The 24,694-nt window shown below is 76.7% G+C and carries 21 protein-coding genes and 1 pseudogene; 16 read left to right on the top strand and 6 right to left on the bottom strand.

The window, feature by feature from the left end; all coding sequences use genetic code 11:
• The first annotated feature begins 70 nt into the window (after positions 1-70).
• The 10 genes from ACFO4E_RS21100 to ACFO4E_RS21055 all read left to right on the top strand — a co-directional run bounded on the left by ACFO4E_RS21100 (position 71) and on the right by ACFO4E_RS21055 (position 12,224).
• The gene (locus ACFO4E_RS21100) at positions 71-931 is read left to right on the top strand and encodes a hypothetical protein (RefSeq protein WP_378577409.1); all 861 of its coding nucleotides are present in this window, start codon (positions 71-73) and stop codon (positions 929-931) included.
• Positions 928-2,430, top strand: a complete 1,503-nt coding sequence (locus tag ACFO4E_RS21095) for a CocE/NonD family hydrolase (RefSeq protein ID WP_378577407.1) — start codon at positions 928-930, stop codon at positions 2,428-2,430. The genes ACFO4E_RS21100 and ACFO4E_RS21095 overlap by 4 nt, the downstream gene beginning before the upstream one ends.
• On the top strand, positions 2,427-3,803 hold the full coding sequence (locus tag ACFO4E_RS21090) for a YcaO-like family protein (protein ID WP_378577405.1): 1,377 nt from the start codon (positions 2,427-2,429) through the stop codon (positions 3,801-3,803). The genes ACFO4E_RS21095 and ACFO4E_RS21090 overlap by 4 nt, the downstream gene beginning before the upstream one ends.
• 586 nt (positions 3,804-4,389) lie before the next feature.
• Entirely contained in the window at positions 4,390-6,360 is a 1,971-nt protein-coding gene (locus ACFO4E_RS21085) for a hypothetical protein (RefSeq protein ID WP_378577403.1), read from the top strand.
• 13 nt (positions 6,361-6,373) lie between these two features.
• Entirely contained in the window at positions 6,374-7,399 is a 1,026-nt protein-coding gene (locus tag ACFO4E_RS21080; protein ID WP_378577401.1) for an ABC transporter substrate-binding protein, read from the top strand.
• Complete coding sequence (locus ACFO4E_RS21075; protein WP_378577399.1) at positions 7,396-8,604, top strand: iron chelate uptake ABC transporter family permease subunit; 1,209 nt, start codon at positions 7,396-7,398, stop codon at positions 8,602-8,604. Before ACFO4E_RS21080 ends, ACFO4E_RS21075 begins: the two co-directional genes overlap by 4 nt.
• Positions 8,601-9,686, top strand: a complete 1,086-nt coding sequence (locus tag ACFO4E_RS21070) for a FecCD family ABC transporter permease (RefSeq protein WP_378577397.1) — start codon at positions 8,601-8,603, stop codon at positions 9,684-9,686. Before ACFO4E_RS21075 ends, ACFO4E_RS21070 begins: the two co-directional genes overlap by 4 nt.
• A 124-nt stretch (positions 9,687-9,810) precedes the next feature.
• Positions 9,811-10,605, top strand: coding sequence for an ABC transporter ATP-binding protein (locus tag ACFO4E_RS21065; RefSeq protein WP_378577395.1), 795 nt, complete (start codon positions 9,811-9,813; stop codon positions 10,603-10,605).
• Positions 10,606-10,740: 135 nt separating this feature from the next.
• On the top strand, positions 10,741-10,995 hold the full coding sequence (locus tag ACFO4E_RS21060) for an acyl carrier protein (protein ID WP_378577393.1): 255 nt from the start codon (positions 10,741-10,743) through the stop codon (positions 10,993-10,995).
• The gene (locus ACFO4E_RS21055; protein WP_378577391.1) at positions 10,992-12,224 is read left to right on the top strand and encodes a beta-ketoacyl-[acyl-carrier-protein] synthase family protein; all 1,233 of its coding nucleotides are present in this window, start codon (positions 10,992-10,994) and stop codon (positions 12,222-12,224) included. Before ACFO4E_RS21060 ends, ACFO4E_RS21055 begins: the two co-directional genes overlap by 4 nt.
• Positions 12,225-12,247: 23 nt before the next feature.
• On the opposite strand, the pseudogene ACFO4E_RS21050 reads toward ACFO4E_RS21055, so the two are convergent.
• Positions 12,248-12,920: pseudogene (locus ACFO4E_RS21050) on the bottom strand (helix-turn-helix transcriptional regulator).
• A gap of 142 nt (positions 12,921-13,062) precedes the next feature.
• Here ACFO4E_RS21050 and ACFO4E_RS21045 point away from each other — a divergent pair.
• The 4 genes from ACFO4E_RS21045 (at position 13,063) to ACFO4E_RS21030 (ending at position 17,629) form a co-directional block, all read left to right on the top strand.
• Positions 13,063-13,458, top strand: a complete 396-nt coding sequence (locus ACFO4E_RS21045) for a RidA family protein (protein ID WP_378577389.1) — start codon at positions 13,063-13,065, stop codon at positions 13,456-13,458.
• Between the two features lie 561 nt (positions 13,459-14,019).
• Positions 14,020-15,459 (top strand): precorrin-3B synthase, encoded by a 1,440-nt coding sequence (gene cobG / locus ACFO4E_RS21040; RefSeq protein ID WP_378577387.1) that lies wholly within the window; start codon positions 14,020-14,022, stop codon positions 15,457-15,459.
• Positions 15,456-16,082 carry a precorrin-8X methylmutase gene (locus ACFO4E_RS21035; protein ID WP_378577385.1) on the top strand — a complete coding sequence of 209 codons (627 nt, stop codon included), beginning with the start codon at positions 15,456-15,458 and terminating at the stop codon, positions 16,080-16,082. Before cobG ends, ACFO4E_RS21035 begins: the two co-directional genes overlap by 4 nt.
• Positions 16,079-17,629, top strand: a complete 1,551-nt coding sequence (locus ACFO4E_RS21030; protein ID WP_378577383.1) for a precorrin-2 C(20)-methyltransferase — start codon at positions 16,079-16,081, stop codon at positions 17,627-17,629. Before ACFO4E_RS21035 ends, ACFO4E_RS21030 begins: the two co-directional genes overlap by 4 nt.
• Here ACFO4E_RS21030 and ACFO4E_RS21025 read toward each other — a convergent pair.
• Entirely contained in the window at positions 17,617-18,408 is a 792-nt protein-coding gene (locus tag ACFO4E_RS21025) for a cobalt-precorrin-6A reductase (protein ID WP_378577381.1), read from the bottom strand. The genes ACFO4E_RS21030 and ACFO4E_RS21025 overlap by 13 nt on opposite strands.
• Positions 18,409-18,440: 32 nt before the next feature.
• On the opposite strand from ACFO4E_RS21025, the gene ACFO4E_RS21020 reads away from it, so the two are divergent.
• Complete coding sequence (locus ACFO4E_RS21020; RefSeq protein ID WP_378577379.1) at positions 18,441-19,607, top strand: cobalt-precorrin-5B (C(1))-methyltransferase; 1,167 nt, start codon at positions 18,441-18,443, stop codon at positions 19,605-19,607.
• Between the two features lie 11 nt (positions 19,608-19,618).
• Here ACFO4E_RS21020 and cobM read toward each other — a convergent pair whose 3' ends face one another.
• Positions 19,619-20,419 (bottom strand): precorrin-4 C(11)-methyltransferase, encoded by an 801-nt coding sequence (gene cobM / locus ACFO4E_RS21015; RefSeq protein WP_378577377.1) that lies wholly within the window; start codon positions 20,417-20,419, stop codon positions 19,619-19,621.
• Positions 20,416-21,666: a precorrin-6y C5,15-methyltransferase (decarboxylating) subunit CbiE gene (gene cbiE, locus ACFO4E_RS21010; RefSeq protein ID WP_378577376.1), complete on the bottom strand. Its 1,251-nt coding sequence runs from the start codon at positions 21,664-21,666 to the stop codon at positions 20,416-20,418. Before cbiE ends, cobM begins: the two co-directional genes overlap by 4 nt.
• A gap of 656 nt (positions 21,667-22,322) precedes the next feature.
• Between cbiE and ACFO4E_RS21005 the strand changes: the two genes are divergently transcribed.
• Positions 22,323-23,084, top strand: a complete 762-nt coding sequence (locus ACFO4E_RS21005; RefSeq protein ID WP_378577375.1) for an SDR family NAD(P)-dependent oxidoreductase — start codon at positions 22,323-22,325, stop codon at positions 23,082-23,084.
• Between the two features lie 58 nt (positions 23,085-23,142).
• Here the strand turns inward: ACFO4E_RS21005 and ACFO4E_RS21000 are convergent, their stop codons facing one another.
• Entirely contained in the window at positions 23,143-24,111 is a 969-nt protein-coding gene (locus ACFO4E_RS21000; protein ID WP_378577374.1) for a helix-turn-helix transcriptional regulator, read from the bottom strand.
• 193 nt (positions 24,112-24,304) lie between these two features.
• Positions 24,305-24,610, bottom strand: a complete 306-nt coding sequence (locus ACFO4E_RS20995) for a hypothetical protein (protein ID WP_378577373.1) — start codon at positions 24,608-24,610, stop codon at positions 24,305-24,307.
• Positions 24,611-24,694: the final 84 nt, after the last annotated feature.

Here is a 24,694-nt window from a genome sequence, read left to right as displayed (position 1 = left end):
GGGTCGTCGGGCCGTTGTGTGTTCGTCATCCGGTGCCGAACCGACGTGAAGGGGACCGCTCGTGCCGTCTGTGCCGCCTGAATCCGCCGATACCCCGGACGCGCCGCGGCTGCGGCCCGGGGCCTCCTTGTTCCGGGTGGACGGCCAGGGTGCCGTCCTGCGGGCGGCCGATGGGGAGCTGTTCGACGTGGCGCTGCCCGGCGCCGCCCTCGACGATGTCTCACGCGCGCTGACCGGCCCGGCCGGCGCGGAACCGCCGCGCGAGGTCGCGGCCTTCGCAGCGGCCGGCCACCTCGGAGGCCGGGCGCGCTGGCCGGCCGACCGCCGCACCGTCGGCCTCGTCTGCACCGCCCGGCCCGGCCTCGGTCCGGGCGGCCACGCCCCCGCCGCTGCCGCCGCCCTCACCCGCGCCGGGGCGGACGTCCGGACGCTCGACCCCGGGGACGACATGGTCGCCGCGGGCATCGACGCCCTCTGCTGGATCCACGACGGTCCGCCGCCCGCCGCCTGGACGGGCTTCGACGCCTTGGCCGCGAAGGGAATCGCCTGGCAGCGCGTCAGTCGCGAGGGGCGGCACGTCTTCTTCGAGCCCGTCGCCTCGGCCCCGGGCGACCCGGGACACGCCGACGTCCGCGCCCGCCGCCTGGCCGCGGCGGGATCCGGCCATGAACGCCTCGCCGCGTACTGGGCGGGCGGTACCGGCTCCGCTCCCGTCGAGGGTGACGACCGCCCCGACGAATCGGAGCAGCACCTGATCTCGGCGATCGCAGCCCACGACCTGCGCACCTGGGCACTGGGGACCCCGCCGCGCGCCGGCGGCGGCCTCACGCCGGGCGCGCTGCCCCCGCAGCGCAGGCTCCGCGTCCTCGACCTCGATACCGGGGCGATCTCCGAGCACCCCGTCCTGCCGGTCCCCACCGCCGCCCCATGACGGCCCCGGCCCCCGTCACCGAGGACCGCACCCTGCCGGTCGCCGGCGGCGCCCGCCTGGCCCTCACCGTGACCCGCCCTCCGGGACGCTCCCCCGGCCCGGCCGTCGTCATCCGCACCCCCTACGGGCGCGACTCCCTCCGGCCCGAAGCGGCGGGGTGGGCCCGGCGCGGCCTTCCGTGCGTCATCGCCGATGTGCGGGGGCGCTACGGGTCCGGCGGCGCCTTCCACCCCTTCCGCGACGAGGAGGGCGACGGCGCGGCCCTGCTCGACTGGGTGCGCGGCCAGGACTTCTGCGACGGCCGGGTGCTGCTCGCCGGCGCCTCCTACGGCGCGTACTGCGCCCTGGTCACCGCGGCCGGCGCGCCGCGGGACGCCGTGGCCGGCGTCCTGGTGGCGGTCCCGGCGCTCGGCCCCGGCGAGACCGCCCGCGAGCCGGGCGGCGCCGCCCGGCTGGCCTGCCGCGCGGGCTGGTGGACCGAACACGCGGGCGCCCCCCGCTCCCGCGTTCCGCCGCCCGACATCTCCGGCCTGCTCACGGCCGTTCCGCCCGCGGCCGTCCCGCACCTCGCCCTGGGCGCTCGGCCGGAGGGCTGGGACGCCCTGTGGCACGCCCCGCGCCGGGGCGTCCTCTGGAACCGCCTGCCCGCCGGTATCCCACTGCTCGCCGTGGGCGGGCTGCACGACCCCTTCGCCGCCGACACCGTGGAACTCGCCGACCGGTGGGACGGCCCCGCCCGGCTCCTCCTCGGCCCGTGGGGACACCGGCTCGACGCGCCCCGGCCGGGAGCGGCCCTCGCCGGCCGCCGCATCGGGGCGGTGTACACGGCATGGGCCGCGGCCGTGCTGTCCGGCACGGCCACGGGCAGCGGGGGCCTCATCGCCATCGACGGCGACGGGCAGTGGCGCCGCTTCCCCCGTCCCGCCGCGTCCCGCCGCGCCTTCCCCGTCCGCCCGGCCGGGCACACCTTCGTCGCCGACCCCACCCGGCCCTTCCTCTCCCACCCGCTCGGCGCCGACCTGCCATGGCGCCGGGCCGACCCGCCGACCGGGGACCGCGCCCTCGGCTGGACCGACCCGCTGCCCCGCGGCGAACTGCGCGGGCCGGCCGCCGTCCGGCTGAGTGCCACGGCCGACGCGGTCGACGCCGACTGGGTCGCGCGGATCTCGCTCCGCGTCGGCGACGGGGCGCCGGTCCAGCTCGCGCACGCCGTCGTCCGCCGCGCACATAGGCCCGGCGTGCCCGTCCGCCTGGCGATCGACCTCCCCCCGGTCGGGGCGGTCGTCCCCCGCGGAGCACGACTGGGCGTCGAGATCGCCGGCCACCACTGGCCGCGGCACGCCCGCAACCCGCACACCGGGGACGACCCCATCACCACCGCCGGCCCCTTGCGCGCCGCCCGCCGCGACGTCGTCATCGACGGCGTCGACCTGCCCTGGCACCCGCCCCGCACGGCCGCCGTCGAAGCGGCCGACGTCGTCAAGGAGATCGCCCAGTGACCCTCCCGCCCGCCGCGCCGCCCCTGCCGGCCGAGGCCCTCATCGACCCCCTCACCGGGATCGTCCGCCGCCTGGTCCCGGTCGCCCCCGTGCCCGGGATGCCCCCGCGCTACCGGGGGGTGACGGCGGAGGTCGCCGACGCCAGGCGCCTCGGCGCCTGGCCCGCCGACCGGGTCAGCCTCGGCACGACGTTCGGCGACGCCGACGGCGCCCGTATCGCCGCGCTCGGCGAGGCGGTCGAGCGCTACTGCGGCAACCGGGTCGCCCGCGACCTGCCCGTCGCCACCGCCGCCGCACTCGCCGCAGCGGGCGAGCGCCGGTTCGGGCCCGAGGACCTCCCGTTCTTCGCGCCGTGGCAGCACGGGGCCGAGGGCTTCCCCTATGTACCGTTCACCGACGACCTGGAGATCGCGTGGGTGGCGGGCGAGGAGGACGGCGAGCGGTGCTGGCTGCCCGCGTCGTGGGTGTACCTCAACTACCATTCCGGGCTGCGGCGCCGCGAGCCGCGCACCCACCACCTGAACTACGCGGGGATCGCCACCGGCGCCGACGTGGCCGACGCGCACCGCCGGGGGCTGCTCGAACTCCTGGAGCGCGACGCCCTGGAGCTGTGGTGGCACCTGTCGGGGCCCACGACAGGGATCGACATCGGGTCGGTCCCGGGACTGGCCGCGGAGCTCGCCGGCTCCCGGTTGCGCACCCACCTGGTCCGGCTGCCCAGTGAGTACCCGGTGGCGTGCGTGGCCGCTGTGGTGGTGGACCCCGAGACCGGCGTCGTGGGCGGCGGGGGCGCGGCCCGCACCGACCCCGCGGAGGCGTGCGTCAAGGCCGTGCTGGAGGCGGTGCACACGTGGGTGTTCACGCTGGGCCTCACCGATCCCGAGGGGTGGGTGTTCCGCGCGATCGAGGCGGGCGTGCTGGCCAAGGGCCTCTACCTCGACCACCGAGCGGACCGCGGCTACCTGGACGCGGCGGGCCCGGGCCAGCGGCGGGTGCGCGACCTCGGGGCGCAGGTCCAGGTCTGGCTGGACCCGCGGGTGCAGGAGCGGCTGCTGCCGCGGTTCACCGAGCCGGACCGGGTCGTGCCCCTCGATGACCTGCCGCGGGGCGATCTCGCCGATGTGCGGGCCGGCCTGGCGCGAGCCGGTGGCCGGATCGCCACCGTCGACCTCACGACACCCGATGTCGCCCACACCCCGCTCAGGGTGGTGCGCACCTGCGCGACGGGACTGGTCCCGAACGCACCGGCCGCGTTCCGCTACCTCGGCCTGCCCCGCTGGAAGTCCGCGGCCCGCGACCGCGGATGGTCGCCGGACATCGCCCCCGAGTCCACCCCGGCCGGCCTCGAACTCGCCCCGCCCCCGTTCCTGTGAGTCCCCCATGGGAGGTGGGAAACGGAGCGGTGAGGGAGACGGGGGCGCGAGGCCGCCGCCTCCGTGTCTCCGCGACCGGTTCCGAGACACCGGACGCGCGCCCGGGAACGGATATCGCGAACGACCGGCGGCCGCCGCGGCCGCCGCCGTGAAGCCCGGCACGTGCTGTACGCCCGTGTTGCTTCGGTGTTTGTGGGGGTGGGCTTGGCCCTGGGCCGGGTTCGCTCCGGGGAGTGCTGCCTGGCGCGGAGTGGCCCTCGTTCGCACTTTCGTCGGTCGTTGGTGCGGGATACGGGCGGGGTCTGCGGGTGGGCCGCCGTGGTGACCGTGCTCCGCGGTGCGCTTGCGGGTGCCGTCCATCGCTGTGCCGGGCGGCGGGTCCGGCGGGCGGAGTCCGAGGTCCCGTTCCCGTGCGGCTCCGGGAGCGGGTGGGGACGTCATCGAGCCGATGGAGGTGCCTGGCGTGCACGGTATGAGCATGGGGTCGGCCGTCGAGGACGCGTTGCGGGCGGCCTGGTGTGGGGCGGATCCCGGTCCGGAGACGAGGCCGCGCCCCGTGGAAGGGCGGAGCTGGCACGGCCCGCGTGTGTTCCTGGAGCGGGCGGGGACGCACGGTATCGGGGCGCTGCTCGATCTGGCGCTGGCGGGCGACCCCGAACGGCTCCAGGGCGGGGTCCGCCTGCGCCGCGTCCCCTCTGCGGGCGGGCGGTACCCGGTCGACGCGCACGTGGTGGCCGGTGGCCGGGCGTGGCGCTACGACCCTCTCGGGCACGCTCTCGCGGCACCGGTCCCCGCCGGCCCGGCCGCGGCGGCGGACCCATCAGAGGGGGCCCGGGATCGCGCCTTGGACGAGGCCGGCGGTGGTGCCGCGGCGCGGGGCCGCGGCACCACCGGCACGGTGCGGCCGCCCGCGCCCACTGCGGGCGCGTCCGTGCGTCCCGAGCGGGGCGCCGGGGACCGGCGCTCGGACGCCGGGGACCGCTGCGGGACCGTGTCCGCTGCGGCCGGGGGTCCCGGCCCGGCGGCCACCGTTCGGGCCTGCTCCGGTGCGGGTTCGGGCGGATCGCCGGTGACCCACGAAGCAGGGATGGAGTCGCCGGGGACGTCGTCCGCGGCGTCCGGGCCGCCGTCGTCCGTCGGCGGCCCGCCAGGGGCGGAGTCCGGTCAAGGTATCCGCGGCGGGGGCGGCGGCCCGCCCGGCGGGCTGGATGGGGAGGCGGTGCCGCCGGAGGGCGGCGGGGTCGTCGTGGTGCTGTCGCTGGTACCGCGGCGCACAGTGTGGCGGTATGGGAAGCGGTCCCTGCCGGTGCTCCTGCTCGACCTCGGGCACGCGATCGGGGCGCTGCTCGCCGCGGCCCCTGCTGCCGGATATACGGCTCGCGCCGAGATCGGGCGCCCCGCCCGCGCGCTGGCGGCCGAGGCGGGGCTGCCCTGGCGCGCCGGTGCGGTCCGGTGGCCGGACGCCGCCCCGGAGTTCCCGCTCGCCGCCGTCCGGCTGGAGCCCCTGCCGCGCCCGATGGCGCCATCGGCCGTGATGCCACCATCAGCCCCACTGGTGCCGCCGGCCGTGTGGCCGCCATTGGCCACACAGCCCTTGCCGGTCGCGCAGGCCCCACCGGTCCCGCTGACCCCACCGGTCCCGCTGACCCCGCCGGTTGCGCAGGCCCCGCCGGTCGCGCAGGCCCCGCCGGTTGCGCCGACCTCGTCGGTCGCGCCGGTCGCGCCGGTCGCGCCGGTCGCGCCGACTCCGCCGACTCCGCCGAGTTCGACGGTCCCGTCGGCTTCGCAGATACCACCGGCTCCACCCGGCCCGCCGGCCCGGTCCGCTCGGCCCGCCCCGATGACCCCACCCGTCCGGCCCGCCCCGGCGGGCTCGGGGTCCCTGGGCCGCGAGTACGGTGCGCGGTCGGCGGTGCCGGACTCCCGAGGTGGCGCTTCGGCTCCCGCCCCGGAGCCGCCTCCGGCCGGAGCGTTGGCCGAGCCGCTGCGGGTCATCGAAAGCGCACTGGCGGAGCTGGGGCGGGGAGCGCCGGAACCGGTGGGCTTCGCCGGCCCGGCGCAGTCCACCGGTGTCCCGTCGCTGCTCCACCGGCGCAGCGCCGCGTGGAGCGAGGTCACCGCGGCACCCACCGGACCCGGCGGCGGGGGCGCCGCGCCGACCCCGGACGCTTCCGGCGGGGGCGGTGCCCCGGACCGTGCCGCCGGCGCCGCGCGGGAGCGGATCGGATCGGAGCGGGTCGTCGCCGTGCGCCCGGCCGAGGCCCCGGGGCTGGGGGAGGCGCTGGCGCCCCGGTCGTGCGGGCAGCCCGTCGTCGCCGAAGCGGCGCACCTGCTGCTCCTGCTGGGTGCGCCGGCCCCCGGCCCCTGGAGGGCGCTCACCGACCACGTCGGCGCGGGGGTCGCCGCCCATGAGGCGTGGCTGGCGGCCACCGGCGAGGGCCGGGCGGTTCGGCCGGTCGGGTGCTGGATCGACGCCGTGCTCGCCGCAGGGGAGCGGCGCGGACGGCTCATCCACAGCTTGGCGTTCGGCGATGTCGACATCAGCGAAGGGTTGTGATAATCGTTTTCACATGCCTCGTCTCCCCCGAAAGCATCCGCATACGACCATCGCCGCACTGGCCGCAGCGGGCGTCCTGCTGCTCTCCCTCACCGGATGCGCCTCCGGGGCCTCGGACGACGAAGCCGATGCCGCCCCGCGCGACACCGTCGACGCCGCCGCCCACGAGGCCGTCGCCGTCGAGTCCGGCCTCACCATCACCGACCCCCGCGGCGAACAGGTCGAACTCGACTCCCCGCCGGAGCGGATCGTGTGCCTGGTCGCCCTTTGCGACGACATCCTCACCGAGCTGGAGATCACCCCCACCGCCACATCCAACCCCGACCTCCTCGCGCACGAGGGCTTCCTCGGCCCCGACCACGACGTCCCGGTCATCCCCGGCGGATTCGGCGGTGAGGACGTCGAGGAGATCCTCCGGCACGAACCCGACCTCGTCATCGGCCTCGCCGGGTCGCACGAGGGGCTCGCGCCGTCCCTCGACGGCACCGCGCCCCTCTGGCTCACCGACTCCCGCAGCTGGGAGGACTCCGTCGCCTACCTGCGGGCGGTGGCCACGCTGACCGGCCGCGGCGCCGAGCAGCAGCGCGCCGAGCAGGCGTTCTACGACGACCTCGCCACCGCCCAGGCCGACGCCGAGGCCGAAGGACTCGACTCCCTCAAGCCGCTCGTGCTCTACGGCAGCGACGGCGCCTTCCAGGTCGATTCCCGGGGCTCCATCGTGGGCGGGCTGCTCGACCAGGTCGTCGACTACGACTGGGAGGACCGCTCCACGGGAGGCCACCAGGCCGGCGGTTCCGACTACAGCATCGAGGAGATCCTCGCGGGCGACCCCGACATCATCTTTCTGGAGTCCTTCACCTTCTCGCCCGGCGACTCCACACTGACCGAGCAGTTGGCCGACGACCCCGTCTGGCAGCGGATCAGCGCCGTCGAACAGGGCCGCGTGCACGAGGTCGACCTCGCTCCCTGGGCCACCGGCCGCGGTACGCGCTCCCTCGGGATCGTGCTCGACGACACCATGCGGTACCTGCGCGGATGACCCCGCCCGCGGCCACCCCCCGCCCGTCCGGCGCGCCCGCCGCGCCCGGCCCCGAAGCCGTTCCCGGAGGCGGCGAGCGGCTCCGCCCGGCCGTTCTCCTCCCCGCAGCCGCCCTCCTGCTCGCCGCCGTCTGCACGGCGGCGCTGTGCCTGGGCAAGCCCGTCCTTTCGCCGGCGTCCATCACGGCGGCCATCGCCGATCCCGGCTCCCTCGACTCCGTCATCCTCTGGGAGATCCGGCTGCCGCGCATGCTGCTGGGGCTGCTGGCCGGGGCCGCCCTGGGCTGCGCCGGGCTCCTCCTGCAAGAGGCGCTGCGCAACCCGCTGGCGGTGCCCGAACTCCTCGGCGTCTCTGCGGGGTCGGCGGCGGTGGTCGCCGCGACCACCGTGTTCGCGCTCCCGGTCACCGGGGCGCTCCTGCCCGCGCTGGCGCTGGCCGGCGGGGTGGCCGGCGGAGCCCTGTGCCTCGCCGTCGCCCGGCGGGCCGGCGACGCCGCATCGGTCCTGCTCACCGGCGCGGCCGTCTCCACGGCGCTCACCGGTGCGGTCTACGCCATCACCAGCATGGCCGACCAGTTCCAGCTCGGCCTGGTGTTCCGCTACCTCATGGGCTCCCTCGTCGGCTCGGGCTGGGCCGAGCTCCGCATGGTCGCGCCCTGGCTGGTGCTCGCCGTCCCCCTGCTGCTCCTGTGCCTGCCCCTCCTCGGCGTGCTCGGTCTGGGCGACGACGCCGCGGCCGCGCTGGGCCTGGCTCCGGGCCGGGCCCGGCTCGCCTGCCTGGCCGTCGCCGCCGTGCTGGTCGCCGTGGTCGTCGCCGCGTGTGGGCCGATCTCCTGGGTGGGGTTCCTGGCGCCCATGCTGGCCCGCCAGACCTACCCCGGCGCGGCGCCGCGCGTGCGCCTGCTGTGGTCCGGGCTGCTGGGCGGGCTGGTCACGGTCGCCGCCGACCTCGCCGCCCGCACGGTGTTCCATCCCATCGAACTCCCGCTGGGCGCGTTCACCGGTTCCATCGGCATCATCGGCGGGCTGCTCCTGCTGCGCGCCCGCGCTGCCGCGGGGACACTCGGCCCGCCGCGGCGGGCCGCCCGCAGGGCGCCGCGGAGCCCCGCGGACTCGGGAACCCCGGAAGCCCCAGAAGCCGCTGCGACCCCGGCGCGCCCGGAGGCTCCTCCCCACGCCCCGGTCCAAGGGAGGGCGCACCCATGACCCTGACCCGACGCCGCCCCGCACACACCACCGGGCCGGCCCCCGCCCCCTCTCCGCGCCGCCCCCTGCGCGCGTTCGCGCTCGCCGTCACCGTGCTCGCCGCGCTGGCGCTGGTCGCCGCCACGGGCCAGGCGCTGCTGGGCCGCGGACTCGCCGTCGGCGAGGTGTGGCCCGCCCTCCTGCGCGACTCCGGCGACCCCATCGGCGAACGCATCCTCTGGGAGCTGCGCCTGCCCCGCGCCGCCGTGGCCCTGCTCGCCGGGGCGTGCCTCGGGGTCTCCGGGCTGCTGCTGCAGATCGCGTTGCGCAACCCGCTGGCCTCGCCCGAGCTGACCGGGGTGGGCGGCGGCGCGGTCCTCGGCGTGGTGCTCGCGCTGCGCTTGGGCCTGGTCTCGGGGCAGGCGCACACCGCCGTGCTGGCGGCCCTGTGCGGCGGCCTGGCCGGCGGCGCGCTGCTGTGGCTGCTGTCCGGGCGCGGGCGCTCCGACCCCGTCTGGCTCACCATCAACGGCGTGCTGGTCGGCATCGCCCTGTCCGGGCTCACCTCCGTCCTGCTGGTGCTCAGCCAGGCCGAGGCCGCCGGGGCCCTGCGCTGGCTCACGGGTTCGCTCACCGGCATGACCCCCGCGCATGTGCTCCTGCTACTGCCGTGGGCGGCCGCCGGGATGGCCGTCGCATGGCTGCTCGCCCCGGTGCTCGCCGTCCTCCAAGGCGGCGACGACCACGCCGAGGCCGTCGGTCTCGCGCCGCGCCCCGCGCGCTTCGCCGTCCTGCTGACCGCCATCCTGCTCGCCGCGGCCGCGGTGTCGGTCGTGGGCATGGCCGGGTTCGTCGGGCTCATCGCCCCGTTGCTGGCGTCCGCGGTCGTCGGCCGGGAGCCCCGCCTGCTCGTGCCCGTGGCCGCGCTGGTCGGCGCCGTCGTCCTGTCCGGGGCCGACGCCCTGGCCCAAGGCGTCACCACCCTGGTCCCGGCGGGCCCGCAGACCCAGCGGCTCGGGCTGCCCGCCGGCTCCATCACGTCCATTGTCGGCGCGGCCCTGCTGGTCGTCGCGGTCCGCCGGCGCGGACTGCTGAACACGTGAGCGCGCCGGATCGGCCGCCGCCTCCGCGTCCGGCGGCCACCGGCCCCGCGTCGCCGACCGCTCGCCAGGGATGTCCTCCGCCACCCGGACCGAATCCGGGGGGCCGCACGCAAGGGGTTTCGAGATGACCGCCGACCGACCCGCCGCGCTCCGCCTCGACCGCGTGGGCTTCGGCTACGCCCGCGAGCAGGCCGTCCTGCACGGCGTCGACCTCGCGATCCCCCGGGGGGAGACCGTCGCCCTCGTCGGCCGCAACGGGTGCGGCAAGAGCACCCTGCTCCGGCTCTTCGCCGGGGCGCTGCGCCCGACCTCGGGGAGGGTCCTGCTCGACGGCGAGGACATCGCGTCCATGGGCCGCCGCGCCATCGCCCGGCGCATCGCCGTCCTGCACCAGGCGCTGCCGCCCATCCCGGGCATGACCGCCCGGCGCCTGGTCCGCCAGGGCCGGTTCGCGCACCGCGGCGTCCTGGGGATGCTCCGCGACACCGAGGACGACACCACGCGCCGCGCCATGGACCGGGCGGGCGTCGCCGGACTCGCCGACCGCCCCCTGGAGTCGCTGTCGGGCGGTGAGCGCCAGCGGGTCCGGCTCGCGCTGGCGCTGGCCCAGGACACCCCGGTCCTGCTCCTCGACGAGCCCACCACCTACCTCGACGTCCGCCACCAGCTCGAAGTGCTGGAACTCGTGGCCGACTTCGCCGAGCGCCTCACGGTCGTCATGGTGCTGCACGACCTCGACCACGCGGCGCGCTACGCCGACCGGATCGTGGCGCTGCGCGACGGCGCGGTCGCCGCCGACGGCGGCCCCGCCGACGTCGTGCGCGACTCCATGCTGCGCGACGTCTTCGGGGTCAGCGGCCGCGTCCTGCTCGACGAACGCCACGGCACCCCCTACTGCCGCCTCGACACGCCCGTGTGACCGCCCTGCCCCGAAGGCCCCCGCTTACCAGCGTGAATCACGTGAAGTAGCGAGAGATGACCATGCGTGATAATCCTTGGGCTTGCCGCGGCACGACCCGCCGGCGGCGCCGAGCCAGAACCCACGAGGAGTTCCATGACACGCGACCACATCTCCGGCCTGCTCCGCGCCACCTGCGCCCGGGTACTGTCCAAGGACGAAGCCGCCATCACCGGAGGGTCGCTGCTGGTCGAGGACCTGGAGGCGGACAGCCTCGACTTCGCCGAGATCATCGAGACGCTCAAATCCCACGGGGTCACCCTGCCCGCGCAGGACGTGCTGCGGATCCGGACCTTCGACGACTTCGTCGACGCGGTGCACGCCCGCGCCGCCGTGGAGACCGCCCGATGACCGACCGCCGCAGCGCGGTGATCACCGGGCTCGGGGTCAGGACCCCTTTCGGCAGCGACCCCGACGAGATGTGGTCCGCCCTCCTCGCCGGGCGCTCGGCGGCGCGGACGATCACCCGGTTCGACACCACGGGGCTCCCGGTCGACTTCGCGTGCGTCGTGCCCCCCTTCGACCCCGCCCCGTACCTGACCCCCAAGGAGGACCGGCGCTTCGACCCTGTGACCCGGCTGGGGGTGAGCGCCGCCCAGGACGCCGTGTCCGACGCCGGCGGGCCGACGGCGCCCCCGGAACGCCGGGCCCTGGTCGTGGGGGAGTCCCACGGCGGGGCGCACACGCAGGAGAGCGTGCTGCTGGCCCCCGATGAGCACGGCCGCGGCCGTCCGTCGGCGCTCTACGTGCCCAAGACCATGCTGAACGCCACCGCGGCCGCCATCGCCGTGCGCCACGGTATCCGCGGGCCGTCGCTGTGCGTGGCGACCGCCTGCGCCTCGGGCGGGCACGCCGTCGGCGAGGCGCTGCGGCTCATCCGCGACGGCAGCGCCGACGTCGTCCTGGTCGGCGGGGTCGACGCCTACATCACCCCCACCTTCGTTCTCGCCTTCCACGGGCTCGGGGCGCTGTCCACACGCACGCGCGACCCCGAACACGCTTCACGCCCGTTCGACACCGACCGCGAGGGCTTCGTCTTCGGCGAGGGAGCCGCGTTCCTGGTCATCGAATCGCCGGAGCACGCCGAGCGCCGCGGTGCCCGCGTCCACGCCGAGCTGTCGGGGTACGGCCGCACCACCGACGCCTACCACCTGACCGCGCCCGACCCCGACGGCGACGGCATCCGCCGGGCCATGCTCGCGGCGCTGCGCGACGCCCGCATCACCGCGGACGACGTCGCGCACGTCAACGCGCACGCCACGTCCACCCAGGCGGGCGACCTCGCCGAGGCGCGGGCCATCGCCGGCGTGTTCGGCCCCCACCGGGTACCGGTGACCTCCTGCAAGGGCGCGATGGGGCACCTCATCGGGGCGGCCGGGGCGGTCGAGGCCGTGGTGGCCGCGCTGACCCTGCGCGAAGGTCTCATCCCGCCCACCGCCAACACCGACACCCCCGACCCCCTCTGCGAGGTCGACATCGTCACCGGCCACCCCCGCAAGCTGGGCGAGGGGGCCGTGGTGTCCAACTCCCTCGGATTCGGCGGCCACAACGCGGCGATCGTCCTGCGCCCCGCGTCCTGACGGGCGCGCCGGGAGCCCCGGTCTCAGGACGGCGCTCCGTAGCAGGCGGCGACCGCGGCGGCGCGGTCGCGCAGCGAGGCGCGCAACCACTGCGGGGCCAGGACCTCCGCGTCCGCGGCGAGCTGCCATAGCGCCCATTCGGCGTGCCGTGCATCCTGGAAGGTCACCTCCAGCCGCAGCCGGCCGTCCGCACCGGCTTCCCCGGCGCGGACGGCCAGCGCGGTGCCCACCAGCTCCTCCCGCCGCGCCGGGTCCGTCCGTACCAGCACGGCGACCTGCTCGTCGCCGGCCCGAAACCGCGTGCTGCGCTCCTGCCAGGCCCGGTCCAGATCGACCCGCTCCGGCCGCGGTGGCCCGAGAGCCCTCGGGCAGTGCGTCGACCGCCTTGAGCATGGCCGAGGCGAGCGCCGAGCCGAGGCCGAACAGCTGCGCGCCGCGCCGCGATCCGGCGACCAGCAGGGCGAGCGCCTCGTCGTGGTTCAGTCCGGTCAGCTCTGTCTGAAAGCCGGGTAACAGTGCGAAACCGCCGTGCCGTCCGCGTTCGGCGTAGACCGGGACACCGGCCGCGGACAGGGCCTCCATGTCGCGCAGCACGGTGCGGGTGGATACCTCCAGTTCGCGGGCCAGCGTGGCCGCGGAGAGCCGACCGTGCCGGCGCAGCAGCAGTACCAGCGAGACCAACCGGTCGGCGCGCATATGGGGACTCTACCGAGATATACGACACATGGTGTCGTGTTTCGTTGGGAGGCTTTCACCGCGGTCGACGATGGACGGCCACCGGCCGGTCAACGTACGTGCCGTCGATGAATCCAATGGATCGAATGGAGCGGATGGGGCTATGGAGCGCACGGCGGTCAACCCGTGGACGTGGTCGGTGGAGATGGGGTACAACCAGGGCGAGATCGTCTCCGGGCAGACCAGGACCCTGTACTGCGCCGGGCAGACCGCGATGAGCGGCGACGGCGAGCCCCGGCACGCCGGTGACATGGCGGCGCAGCTGGCGCTGAGCCTCGACAACCTGGAGGCCGTTCTCGGCGAGGCCGGCATGTCCCTCGTGAACCTCGTCCGGCTCAACGTCTACACCACCGACGTCGATCTGCTCTTCCAACACTACGGCGTGCCGGCGTCGCGGCTGGGCGCCGCCGGGGCGGCGCCGACCACCACGATGCTCGGGGTGGCACGGCTGGCGATCCCCACCCTGATGGTCGAACTGGAGGGGACCGCCGTCGCGTGATGCGACCTCGCCGCCTCCGCCGCTCGCGCCGGTCGAGCCGGCACGAGCAGCGGACGGGCGGTCCCCGGTTGCCGGGACGGTGCTCCGGCGCCGAGCAGCGGCTGGTCCTTCCCGAGGCGGCGACGCTCGTCGCTGTACGGGCGACACCCGGATGCGTTCCGGCGCAGGTGGGGTCGCCCCTTCATCCCGCCACCGCGTGAGCGGGATTCCGCGTTCGCTCCGGCTGAGGGGTCGAACCCGCACGCATCGTCGACGACCGGGGCGACGTCGCCGTCCTCAGCTCCTCGGAGCGGGAACCGCCGTTGTCAGGGGCCGTTTTCGTGGCGAGGGGCCGCACCGCGGTGCGGCCCCTCCGATCGGACGACGCTGCCTGACCCCGATCCCTTGGGGTTGGTCGCCGCCGCGCGCTGGTTCCCGGGCGGGGGCGGGGGCGGGCACCAGGCCGGTCCCGGACGACCCGTCGCCCCCTGCCCCGGTGGTACGCCGACCCGGACGGACACCTCCCCGCGGGGACGGTGGGCGCATCGGGCTCGGCGAGGGGCCACCGGTATGCTCGCCGCTATGCCCCCTTCGCCCGGATCCCCCCGACGCGGTGCGCCCGCCGCAGGCCGGACCCGTCGCGATCGGGAGGACGCCTGCCCCGGAGCGCTGCGGCTGCACGCGGCCCACGACGGAGGGCTGGCCCGCGTGCGGATCCCCGGCGGTGTGCTCACCGCGGCCCAGGCGCGCGCGCTCGCCGCCGCGGCGGAGGACCTCGGCGACGGGCACCTCGACCTCACCTCGCGCGGCAACGTGCAACTCCGCGGCCTCGACGACGACGCCGGCGGCGCACTGGCCGACCGGCTGGAGGCGGCCGGGCTGCTGCCGTCGCGGCGCCACGAGCGGGTCCGCAACATCGTGGCCTCCCCGCTCAGCGGCCTCGACGGGCAGGGCCACGCCGACATGCGGCCCCATGTCGCCCGACTCGACGCGCTGCTGTGCGCGAGCGACGTCACCCCGGCCCTGTCCGGCCGCTTCCTGTTCGCCTTGGACGACGGACGCGGCGACACCGCCGCCCTCGGTGCCGACATCACGGTCACCGCGCGCCCCGGCGCCGCCGCCGACCTGCGCATCGGCACCGGCACCCTGCGCGTTCCCCGGGACGACGCGGCGCGCTGGGCGGTGCGCGCCGCCGAGGCGTTCCTCGACCTGGCCCGGGAGTCGGGCGCCGCCGCGTGGCGCGTGGCCGACGTGGACCCCGACGGCCGTGCCATCGCCGCGCGCCTCGCGCTCCCACCCGCGGCCGGGGTCCCGCAGCGGGAGGAGGGCGGGCTTGCTCTCCCCGGCGGCGGAACCGCCGCCTCGCAGCCGCGCCTCGGGCGGATCGACCGACCTGATTCCGCGTACGCCGCCCTGTCGGTGGCGGCCCCGCTTGGGCGGGCCGCGGCCGCCCAGTGGCGGCACCTGGCCGCCGCGGCCGCATCCGCCGCGGCCGCGCAGCACGCAGGACACGGGTCGGGTGAGCTGCGGGTGACCCCGTGGCGGGGGGTCGTCCTGCCCGGCCTGGACCGGGCCACCGCCGCGGACGTGCTCGCCGTGCTGGCCGACGCGGGCCTGGTGACCTCTGACGACTCGCCCTGGGTCGGTGTGACCGCGTGCACCGGCCGCCCCGGGTGTGCCTCATCGCTCGCCGACGTGCGCGCCGATGCCGCGGCTGTCCTGCGCTCCCACCCCGTTGCGCCGCGGCAGGGCCGGCGGCCCGTCCACTGGTCGGGGTGCGAGCGCCGTTGCGGCCGCCCCTCCGGCCGGCGGTGGGTCGACGCGGTCGCGAACGGCGACGGCGGCTACCGGATCACGGTGCACGGAGTGGACCCGGCCGCGACGGAATCGGCGCCCGGCGCCGACCCGGTCGAGGCGCAGGCGCCACGCGGCGCAGGTCCGGCCGAGACGGATGCGGCGCACGGCGGCCTCGGTGCCGCCGTTGCGGCCGCGCGTACGACACGACCCCCGAGGGAGATGTGACCGACTACGAAAAGGACGGCGCCGCGATCTACCGGCAGTCCTTCGCCACCATCCGGGCCGAGGCGGACCTCGGCGGCCTGCCCGCCGACGTCGCGCAGGTCGCCGTCCGCATGATCCACGCCTGCGGCATGGTCGACCTCGTCCGCGACCTGGCCTACGGCCCGACGGCCGTCGCCGACGCCCGGGCGGCCCTGCGCGGCGGCGCACCCATCCTCTGCGACGCGACCATGGTGGCCGCCGGCGTCACCCGCGGCCGGCTCCCTGCCGGCAACGACGTCGTGTGCACGCTCTCCGACCCCTCGGTGCCCGCGCTGGCCCGCGACCTCGGCACCACCCGCAGCGCCGCCGCCATGGAGCTGTGGCGCGACCGGCTCGACGGCGCCGTGGTCGCCATCGGCAACGCGCCCACCTCGCTGTTCCGGCTCCTGGAGATGGTCGACGAGGGCGCGCCGCGCCCCGCCGCGGTCATCGGCGTCCCGGTCGGCTTCGTCGGCGCGGCGGAGTCGAAGGACGCGCTGGCCGCGCACCCCTCCCGGATCCCGTACCTGGTGGTGCGGGGGCGGCGGGGCGGCAGCGCGATCGCCGCCGCCGCGGTCAACGCGATCGCGAGCGAGGCGGAGTGACCGGCCGACTCTACGGGGTGGGCCTCGGCCCGGGCGACCCGTCCCTGCTGACCCTGCGCGCCGTCGAGGTGATCGGCGCCGCCGACGTCATCGCCTACCACGGCGCCCGTCCCGGGCACAGCATCGCCCGGTCGATCGCGGAGCGCCACCTGCGCCCCGACCACATCGAGGAACCGCTGGTCTACCCGGTGACGACCGGCACCACCGACCACCCCGGCGGCTACCGCGGCGCCATCGAGGAGTTCTACGCCGAGGCCGCCGAGCGGCTCGCCGCCCACCTCGACGCCGGGCGCAGCGTCGCGGTGCTCGCCGAGGGCGACCCGCTCTTCTACGGCTCCTACATGCACATGCACAAGCGCCTGGCCCACCGCTACCCGGCGGAGGTCGTCCCCGGGGTGACCTCGGTGAGCGCGGCGTCGGCGCGGCTCGGCCGCCCCCTTGTGGAGGGCGAGGAGGTGCTGACGCTGCTGCCCGGCACCCTGCCCGAGGACGAGCTGGCGGCGCGCCTGGCCACCGCCGACGCGGCGGCGGTCCTCAAACTCGGCCGGACCTTCCCCGCTGTGCGCCGCGCCCTGGAGTCCAGTGGGCGCCTGGGCGACGCGCACTACGTCGAGCGCGCCACGATGGACGGCGAGCGCACCGGTGCCCTCGCCGACGTCGACCCCGCGTCCGTGCCGTACTTCTCGGTGGCCGTCGTGCCGGGCCGCACGGCCGGCGCCGCACCCGTTGCGCCCACCACATCCGACACGCCCGCCGAACCGGCCCCCGGGCAGGGGACCGGGGACGGGCCCGGCCCGGAGGCGGGCGGGGTCGCCGTGGTGGGGCTGGGGCCCGCCGGCCCGATGTGGCTGACGCCGCAGGCACGGGCGGAGCTGGCCGCCGCCGACGACGTGGTCGGCTACACCACCTACATGGACCGCGTTCCCGCGCGCCCCGGGCAGCGCCGGCACGCCTCGGACAACCGGGTGGAGGCCGAGCGCGCCGAGTTCGCCCTGGAGCTGGCGCTGCGCGGCCGGCGCGTGGCCGTCGTCTCCTCCGGTGATCCGGGGGTGTTCGCCATGGCGACCGCCGTGCTGGAGGCAGCCTCGTCGGCCCCCTACCTCGACGTCGCCGTCCGGGTGGTGCCCGGTATCACCGCGGCGCAGTCGGCCGCCGCCCTTGCCGGCGCCCCGCTGGGGCACGACTACGCCGTGGTGTCGCTGTCCGACCGGCTCAAGCCGTGGCCGGTCATCGAGGAGCGCCTGCGCGCGGCGGCCGCCGCCGACCTCGTCCTGGCCCTGTACAACCCCGCGTCCAAGAGCCGCACGGCCCAACTGGCCGCCGCCCGCAAGATCCTGCTGGACTGCCGCGCGCCCGCCACCCCTGTGGTGGTGGCCCGCGACGTCGGCGGCCCCGCGCAGTCGGTCGCGGTCACCACGCTGGACGGGCTCGACCCGGAGCGCGTGGACATGCGCTGCATCCTGCTGGTGGGCTCCTCGCAGACCCGTACCGTGCGCCGCGGCGACGGCGCCACCGTCGTGTGGACGCCCCGCCGCTACCCGGATTGACCCCGGAGCGTGGCGAGCCAGGACACGGCGCCCGCCGGGTCGGCGACGACCGGCACCCCCTCGGGCGCGGGCGGGCGCCGCACGACGATGACGGGCAGGCCCAGGTCGCGCGCCGCCACCAGCTTGGCAGAGGTGGCGGCGCCCCCGCTGTCCTTGGTGACGACCGCGTCGATGCGATGCCGGCGCATCAGCTCCGACTCGCCGTCGACGGTGAACGGCCCGCGGTCGAGCAGCAGCCGCATCCGCGGCGGGCACGGCCCGGGGGGCGGGTCGACGCAGCGCACCAGGAACCACGGGGCGGTGAGGCCGGCGAAGGCCGCCAGCCCGGTCCGGCCGGTGGTGAGGAACACCCTCCCATCAGCGGGTATGGTGCGTGGTTCGGACGCGGCCAGGAGGGCGGCCGCGTCGGCGGTGGACTCCGCCGGGATCCAGCGGTCGCCCGGCACCCGGGTCCAGCCGGGCCGGCGCAGCGCCACCAGCGGCACCCCCGCCGCGGCGGACGCCCGGGCCGCGTTGAAGCTCATGGTCCCGGCGAAGGGGTGGGTGGCGTCGATGAGCGCGTCGACCCGGTGCTCCCGCAGCCAGCGCGCCAGCCCCGCGGCCCCGCCGAACCCTCCGATGCGCACCGCCCCCTCCGGAAGCCTGGGCCGTGCCACCCGGCCCGCCAGCGAGGTCGTGACCTCGACACCGGGGTCGGCCGCCAGCTCTCCGGCGACCCGCCGCGCCTCCGCGGTCCCGCCGAGGACGAGCACCCGGCACACCCGCCGCGGCGCGCTCACCGTGCGCCCCGTCCGACCGCGAGGAGGACCCCGTGGCTGAACCGGCGGGCAGCGGCGGCCCCGCGGCGAAGGGCGGCCGGGCCGGGCAGCTGGAGCGCAGCGGGCTGCGGCCCGGCTGGACGACCGGGGCGTGTGCGACCGCGGCGGCCACGGCCGCCTACACCGCGCTGCTCGGCGGCGGGTTCCCCGACCCCGTGACCATCACCCTGCCCAAGGGGCAGCGCCCGTCCTTCGCGCTGGCCGTGGAAGAGCACGGCGCGGACCGGGCGATGGCCGGGGTGGTCAAGGACGCCGGGGACGACCCGGACGTCACCCACGGGGCGCTCGTCCGCGCGACCGTGCGGCACGCGGAGCCGGGGGCCGGCGTGGTCTTCCGCGCGGGCCCCGGAGTCGGCACGGTCACCCGCCCGGGGCTCCCGCTGGAGGTCGGGGAGCCCGCGATCAACCCCGTCCCGCGGCGGATGCTCGGCGACCACCTCGCCGAGGTCGCGGCGGCGTACGGGGGAACCGGCGACGTCGACGTGGAGATCTCCGTGGACGGCGGGGCGGAGATCGCCCGCTCGACCTGGAACCCGCGCCTGGGCATCCTCGGCGGCCTGTCGATCCTGGGGACCACCGGGGTCGTCGTGCCGTACTCCTGCTCGGCGTGGATCGACAGCATCCGCCGCGGCGTCGACGTCGCCCGCGCGGCGGGCCGCACGCACGTCGCCGCATGCACCGGGGCCACATCGGAGAAGGTGGCGGCCGCGGAGTACGGGCTGCCGGAGGACGCGCTGCTGGACATGGGCGACTTCGCGGGGGCGGTGCTGAAGTACCTGCGCCGGCACCCCGTTGCGCGCCTCACCATCGCCGGGGGCTTCGCCAAGCTCTCCAAGCTCGCCGCCGGCCACCTCGACCTCCACTCCGCCCGGTCCCGCGTGGACACCGGCCACCTCGCGGGGCTGGCCCGCGCCGGCGGGGCGACCGACCGGCTGGCCGAGGAGGTGGCCGGCGCCAACACCGCGCTCCAGGCCGTCCAGCTGTGCGGCGCCGCGGGGGTCCCGCTGGGCGACCTGGTCGCGCGGGCCGCGCGCGGCGCCGCCCTCGGGGTGCTGCGCGAGGCGCCGGTGGCGGTCGACGTCATCTGCATCGACCGCGCGGGCACCGTCGTCGGCCGCGCGGCCCCCGCCCGGGCGCGCCCGGACGGCGGCGGCGCGTAGGGGCCCCGCCGTCACAGCGAGGCGGGCGAATCGCCGGGTCCAGGTCCAGGTCCGGGGTCGGCGGTGGCGGCGCGGCGGACGCGTTCGGGGGAGTAGAGGTGGCTGTCGGGGAACCGGTCGGCCGCCAGGGAGCGGCCCACCAGGATGACGGCCGTCCGGACGATCCCGGCGGCGGCCGTCCGCCCGGCGATGTCGCCCAGGGTTCCGCGCAGCACCAGTTCATCGGGGCGGCTGGCCATCGCGACCACCGCGGCCGGGCAGTCCGCCCCGTACCGGGGGGTCAGCTCCGCCACCACGCGCTCGATGTGGCGGGCGGCCAGGTGCAGGACGATGAGCGCGCCGCTGCGGCCCAGCGTGTCCAGGTCCTCTCCGGGCGGCATGGCCGTCGCCCGGTGGGCGACCCGGGTGAGGATCACCGTCTGCCCCACCTCCGGCACGGTCAGCTCCCGGCCCAGTGCCGCCGACGCCGCCGCGAACGCCGGCACCCCCGGGACGATCTCGTAGGGCACGCCGGCCGCGTCCAGCCTCCGCATCTGCTCGGCCACCGCGCTGAACACGGAGGGGTCGCCGGAGTGCAGCCGGGCGACGTCGTGGCCCGCCTCGTGCGCGGCGGTCAGCTCGCCGGTGATCTCCTCCAGCGTGAGGTGGGCGGTGTCCACCAGGCGCGCGCCGGGCGGGCACGCGGCCAGCATCTCCCGCGGCACCAGGCTGCCCGCGTACAGGCAGACGCCGCACGCGGCGAGCGTGCGCCGGCCACGCAGGGTGATGAGGTCGGCGGCGCCGGGGCCGGCGCCGATGAAGTAGACGGTCACGGACGCCCTCCTGTGCGGTGCGCGGGCGGTGTGGCGGCCGCCCATTGGGTGACGGGCATGGCCTGGCGCCAGCCGGTGAAGCCGCCGACCGGCGTCGCGGTGGCCACGGAGATGCGGACGAGGCCGCCGCCGTGCCGGGCGTGCCACCCGGTGAGGACCGCTTCGGACTCCAGCGTGACCGCGTTGGCGACGACGCGCCCGCCGGGCGGCAGCGCCGCCCAGCACGCGTCGGGCAGCCCCGGCGCGGTGAGCCCGCCGCCGATGAACACCGCCGCCGGCCGCGGCAGGCCCTCCAGCGCCTCCGGCGCCGCGCCGGCCACCACGCGCAGCCCGGGGACCCCGAGGGCGGCGGCGTTGCGGGCGATCCGCCGCGCGCGGTCCGGGTCGCGCTCGATCGCCACCGCGCGGCACGAGGGGTGCGCGCGCATCCACTCGATGGCGATGGACCCCGACCCCGAGCCGACGTCCCAGAGCAGTTCGCCGGGAGCGGGGGCCAGGGCGGCGAGGGTCGCGGCGCGGACGTGGCGCTTGGTCAGCTGGCCGTCGCTGTCGTAGGCGGTGTCGGGCAGCCCGGGGGTGAGCCCGAGCCGCGCCGTGTCCGGGGCCGCCCGGCAGTCCAGGGCGACGACGTTCAGCGGGTCGCAGGCGGGGTCGCCCCAGTCCGCCGCGGTGCCCTCGACCGTCCGTTCGCGGCCGGAGCCGAGCCGCTCCAGCACCCGCATCCGGGTCGGGCCGAAGCCGTGTGCGCGCAGGAGCGCGGCGACGTCCGCCGGGCCGCGGGATCCGGGGCTCAGGACGAGCAGCCGCCGGTGGTCGAACAGCGCGCCGGCCAGCGCGGCGGCGGGGCGGCCGACGAGGGAGACCACCTGGGTCTCCTCCACGGGCCAGCCCAGGCGCGCGCACGCGTAGGACACCGAGGAGGGGTGCGGCAGGACCCGGAGGCGGCCGTGGCCGACGACGTCGGCGAGGGTGCGCCCGATGCCGAAGAACATCGGGTCGCCGCTGGCCAGGACCGCGACGCGGCGTCCTTCGTGCGCGGCGAGGACCCTGGGCACGGCCGGGCGCAGGGGGGAGGGCCACGGTACTCGCCGCGCGCCCACACGCGGAGGCAGCAGGCCCAGCTGCCGCGGTCCGCCGATGACGACCTCGGCCGCGGCCAGCTCCTCCTGGGACGCCGCCGCGAGCCCCTGCCAGCCGTCGGCCCCGATCCCCACCACGGTCACGGGGGCGGGAGCGGCGTCGTTCACGGTCACCTCGGGGCATCGGCAGGTCGCGGCGTGCGGAACTCTACTCAATCCGGGGCGCGCGGCCGGAGCCGGGGGGCTTTCCGCGGGCGGTCGGCCGGGCCGCGCGGCTGGAGGAGTCCCGCCGCGCCCCCGTGGGGCCGGGCGCGGAGGAGACCGCCATTCGGCGGGTTTTTCACCGTTGCCGGCGGGCCGCCGGTCGTCGCGGAAACGGCGGGTTCGCCAGGCCACACGGACGTACGGGGTGCGCCCGCCGCGCCCGCCATTCGGCGGGTCGGCGCGAATAACCGGCACCACCGCGGTGCGGCCGGAAATCCATAATTGACAGTGTCGTCGGGAAATCTATAGCGTTGGATCCATGGCGCTGACCGCGAAATTCCGACCCGGCGCATTTCCGTATTCGATGTGGAGAACCCTCGGGTGGCGCTGAAAAGCGCTGATCGCAGTGGTGGCCTCCGTGGCCTGCGGTGATGTTCGTTCAAGATCGTGTGGTCGGCTGCTCTGTCCGGCGAATTCCGTCCACTCCTGTACGTGCGCGCCCGATCGCCGGTGATCCGGTGCTTTCTCCTTTCACCCGGTCCTGTTATCCGCGGCCGCGCAACGCGCTCCCGTCCATTCCCCTCACCTGATACCGGCCTCGTTCTGGAAAGAGATCGCAGATGACTGGACGCTTCACCGGAAAGGTCGCCCTCGTCACCGGAGCCGGCTCGGGCCTGGGCCGCGGGACCGCGCTGGCGTTCGCGCGCGAGGGCGCGACCGTGGTCGCCGTCGGCCGCCGCGCGGAGCCGCTGGCCCGCACGGTCGAGCTCATCGAGTCCGAGGGCGGCACCGCCAGCCACGTCACGGCCGACGTCGCGCGCGAATCCGATGTCCAGCGCATGGTCGCGACCGCGGTGGAGCGCCACGGCGCCCTGGACATCGCCCACAACAACGCGGGGGTCTTCGGTCCGGCGGGCCCGGTGGCCGACAATGACACCGGGGAGTGGCGGGCGGTCCTCGACGCCAACCTGGTCGGCGCGTTCCTGTGCATGAAGCACGAGATCGCGCACATGCGCGAGCACGGCGGGGGCGACATCGTCAACACCTCCTCCACCATCGGCCCGCACACCAGGTACCCCCACTACAGCGCCTACTCCGCGGCCAAAGCGGGCCTGAGCGCCCTGACCCGGGTCGCCGCCCTCGACCACATCGGCGACAAGGTGCGCATCAACGTGGTCAGCCCGGGGACCGTCGCCGGCCCGATGTCGAAGCTCCCGGGCGAGAGCGACGAGGAGCGCAACGCGCGCTATGCGCCCCTGGTCCCGATCGGGCGCATCGGCGAGGTCGACGAAGTCGCGGCGGCGGTGCTCTGGCTGTGCTCGCCCGAGTCCGGCTTCATCGTCGGCCACGACCTCGTGATCGACGGCGGACTCACCGCCTGATCGCGGAGCGGGGCGGGGCGGCCATTGCGGCGGCCGCCCCGCCCCGCCGCCGGCCCCGTCACGCGGCGGCGGCGCGGACCTCCCGGGGAGGCGCGCCGTGGAAGGTGCGGAAGGCGCGGCTGAAGCCGGCGGGATCGCGGAACCCGCAGCGTGCGGCGATGGCGTGGACCGGCAGGCCGTGCAGCGCCGGGTCGGTCAGTTCGCGGCGGGCGCGCTCCAGGCGGCGTTCGCGGATCCAGCGCGACACGCTCGTGCCGTCCTCGCGGAAGAGCCGGTGCAGGTGGCTGACCGAGATGTGGTGGGCGGCGGCGACGGCGGCCGGGTCGAGGTCGGCGTCGTGCAGGTTCCGGGTGATGAAAGAGCGGATGCGCAGGGTCAGGGCCCTGCGGTGGGAACGCTCCGGGACCGCGTCCCCGGCCCCGGCGGCGTCGGCGAACAGGACGGTCACCAGGTCGACGAGGACCGCGGACGCCCACGGGCCGTCCTGCGGCCGGAAGGCCGCGATGTCCCTGGCCAGCTGGGTGACGTAGCCCCTGAGCAGCGCGCCCGCGCCATGGCCGGCGGGGTGCGTGCGGCCGACGGCGCGCGCGACGCTCCTCTGCGGCAGGGGGATGAGCGCCTTGGGGATCTCCAGCCCGATCCCCGACACCAGCGGGCCCGCGGCCGTCGCCGCCAGGGCGAACGGGACCGAGGTGTCGACCGGGTGGATGTCCGAGGGCCCGTAGACGTGCTCGTGCCCGCCGCTGATGTGGCGGTGGGTCCCCTGCAGGACGAACGAGATGTGGATCGCCTCGGGGTCGAAGCTGCGGATCAGCCTCGGCGTCCGGTGGAAGGTCAGCGACCGGAAGAGCGTCGGCCACACCTGGATCCCCTCAAGGTGCAGGATGTGCTGGCGCGCGTGGAAGTCGCCGGTGTGCTCGCTGGTCATCTCCAAGGGGGCGTGCGTCCGGCTGATGGTCTCGCGCCACGCGTCGAAGCGGTCCTCCACCGGGAGGTCGTCGGTCGAGAACCGGGTCTCGGTCGGCATCTGCGTCTCGCATTCCTCGTGGAGCCGTGGGGGAGGCGGAGGGCTCCGGGAGCGCGTGCGGGTGTGACCGGGCGAAGGGCCGAGCGGGGGAGCCGTCCGACGCGGGAACGCTATCGACCGCGCGGCACCGGCCCAACCCCGGAGGGGGGTCTTTCGGGCATGGCCGAAACTCCCAGGTGCGGGGCGGTCGCGTTCACCGCGGCAGGGGCGGGGCGGAGTCCGTGCGCGGCAGGCCGGCGCGCGGCACCCGCCGGCTGCCCCGCCGCATGGCGGCGACCAGCGAGTCGATGAACTCCGGACGGCATCCGCCGCATTCGAACCTGGGCGCGCCGTCGGGGCCGGTGACCTCGAACGGCATGGTCGCCGGGTCGCGCTCGACGGTGTCGCGCCGGAAGTCCAGGCCGCACCTGGCGCACGCGAGCCCGGCGGCCTTGGCGCGGCGCCGCGACCAGCGCCGGGCCTCGTCGGGGAGCTCCGTGCAGGCGGGTTCCGGTTCCACGGGGAGCCGGGTTCCTGCCGCGGGGGACCGGAAGTAGGCGAAGTACATGTGACCTCACTGCGGGGAAGGTGTGCTGTCGTGGCC

The sequence above is a fragment of the Nocardiopsis mangrovi genome (genome assembly GCF_042653925.1).
In the GTDB taxonomy this organism is placed as follows: domain Bacteria; phylum Actinomycetota; class Actinomycetes; order Streptosporangiales; family Streptosporangiaceae; genus Nocardiopsis_B; species Nocardiopsis_B mangrovi.
Note: the sequence above shows the minus strand (reverse complement) of the source record. Positions and strands in the feature narration are given on the sequence as shown.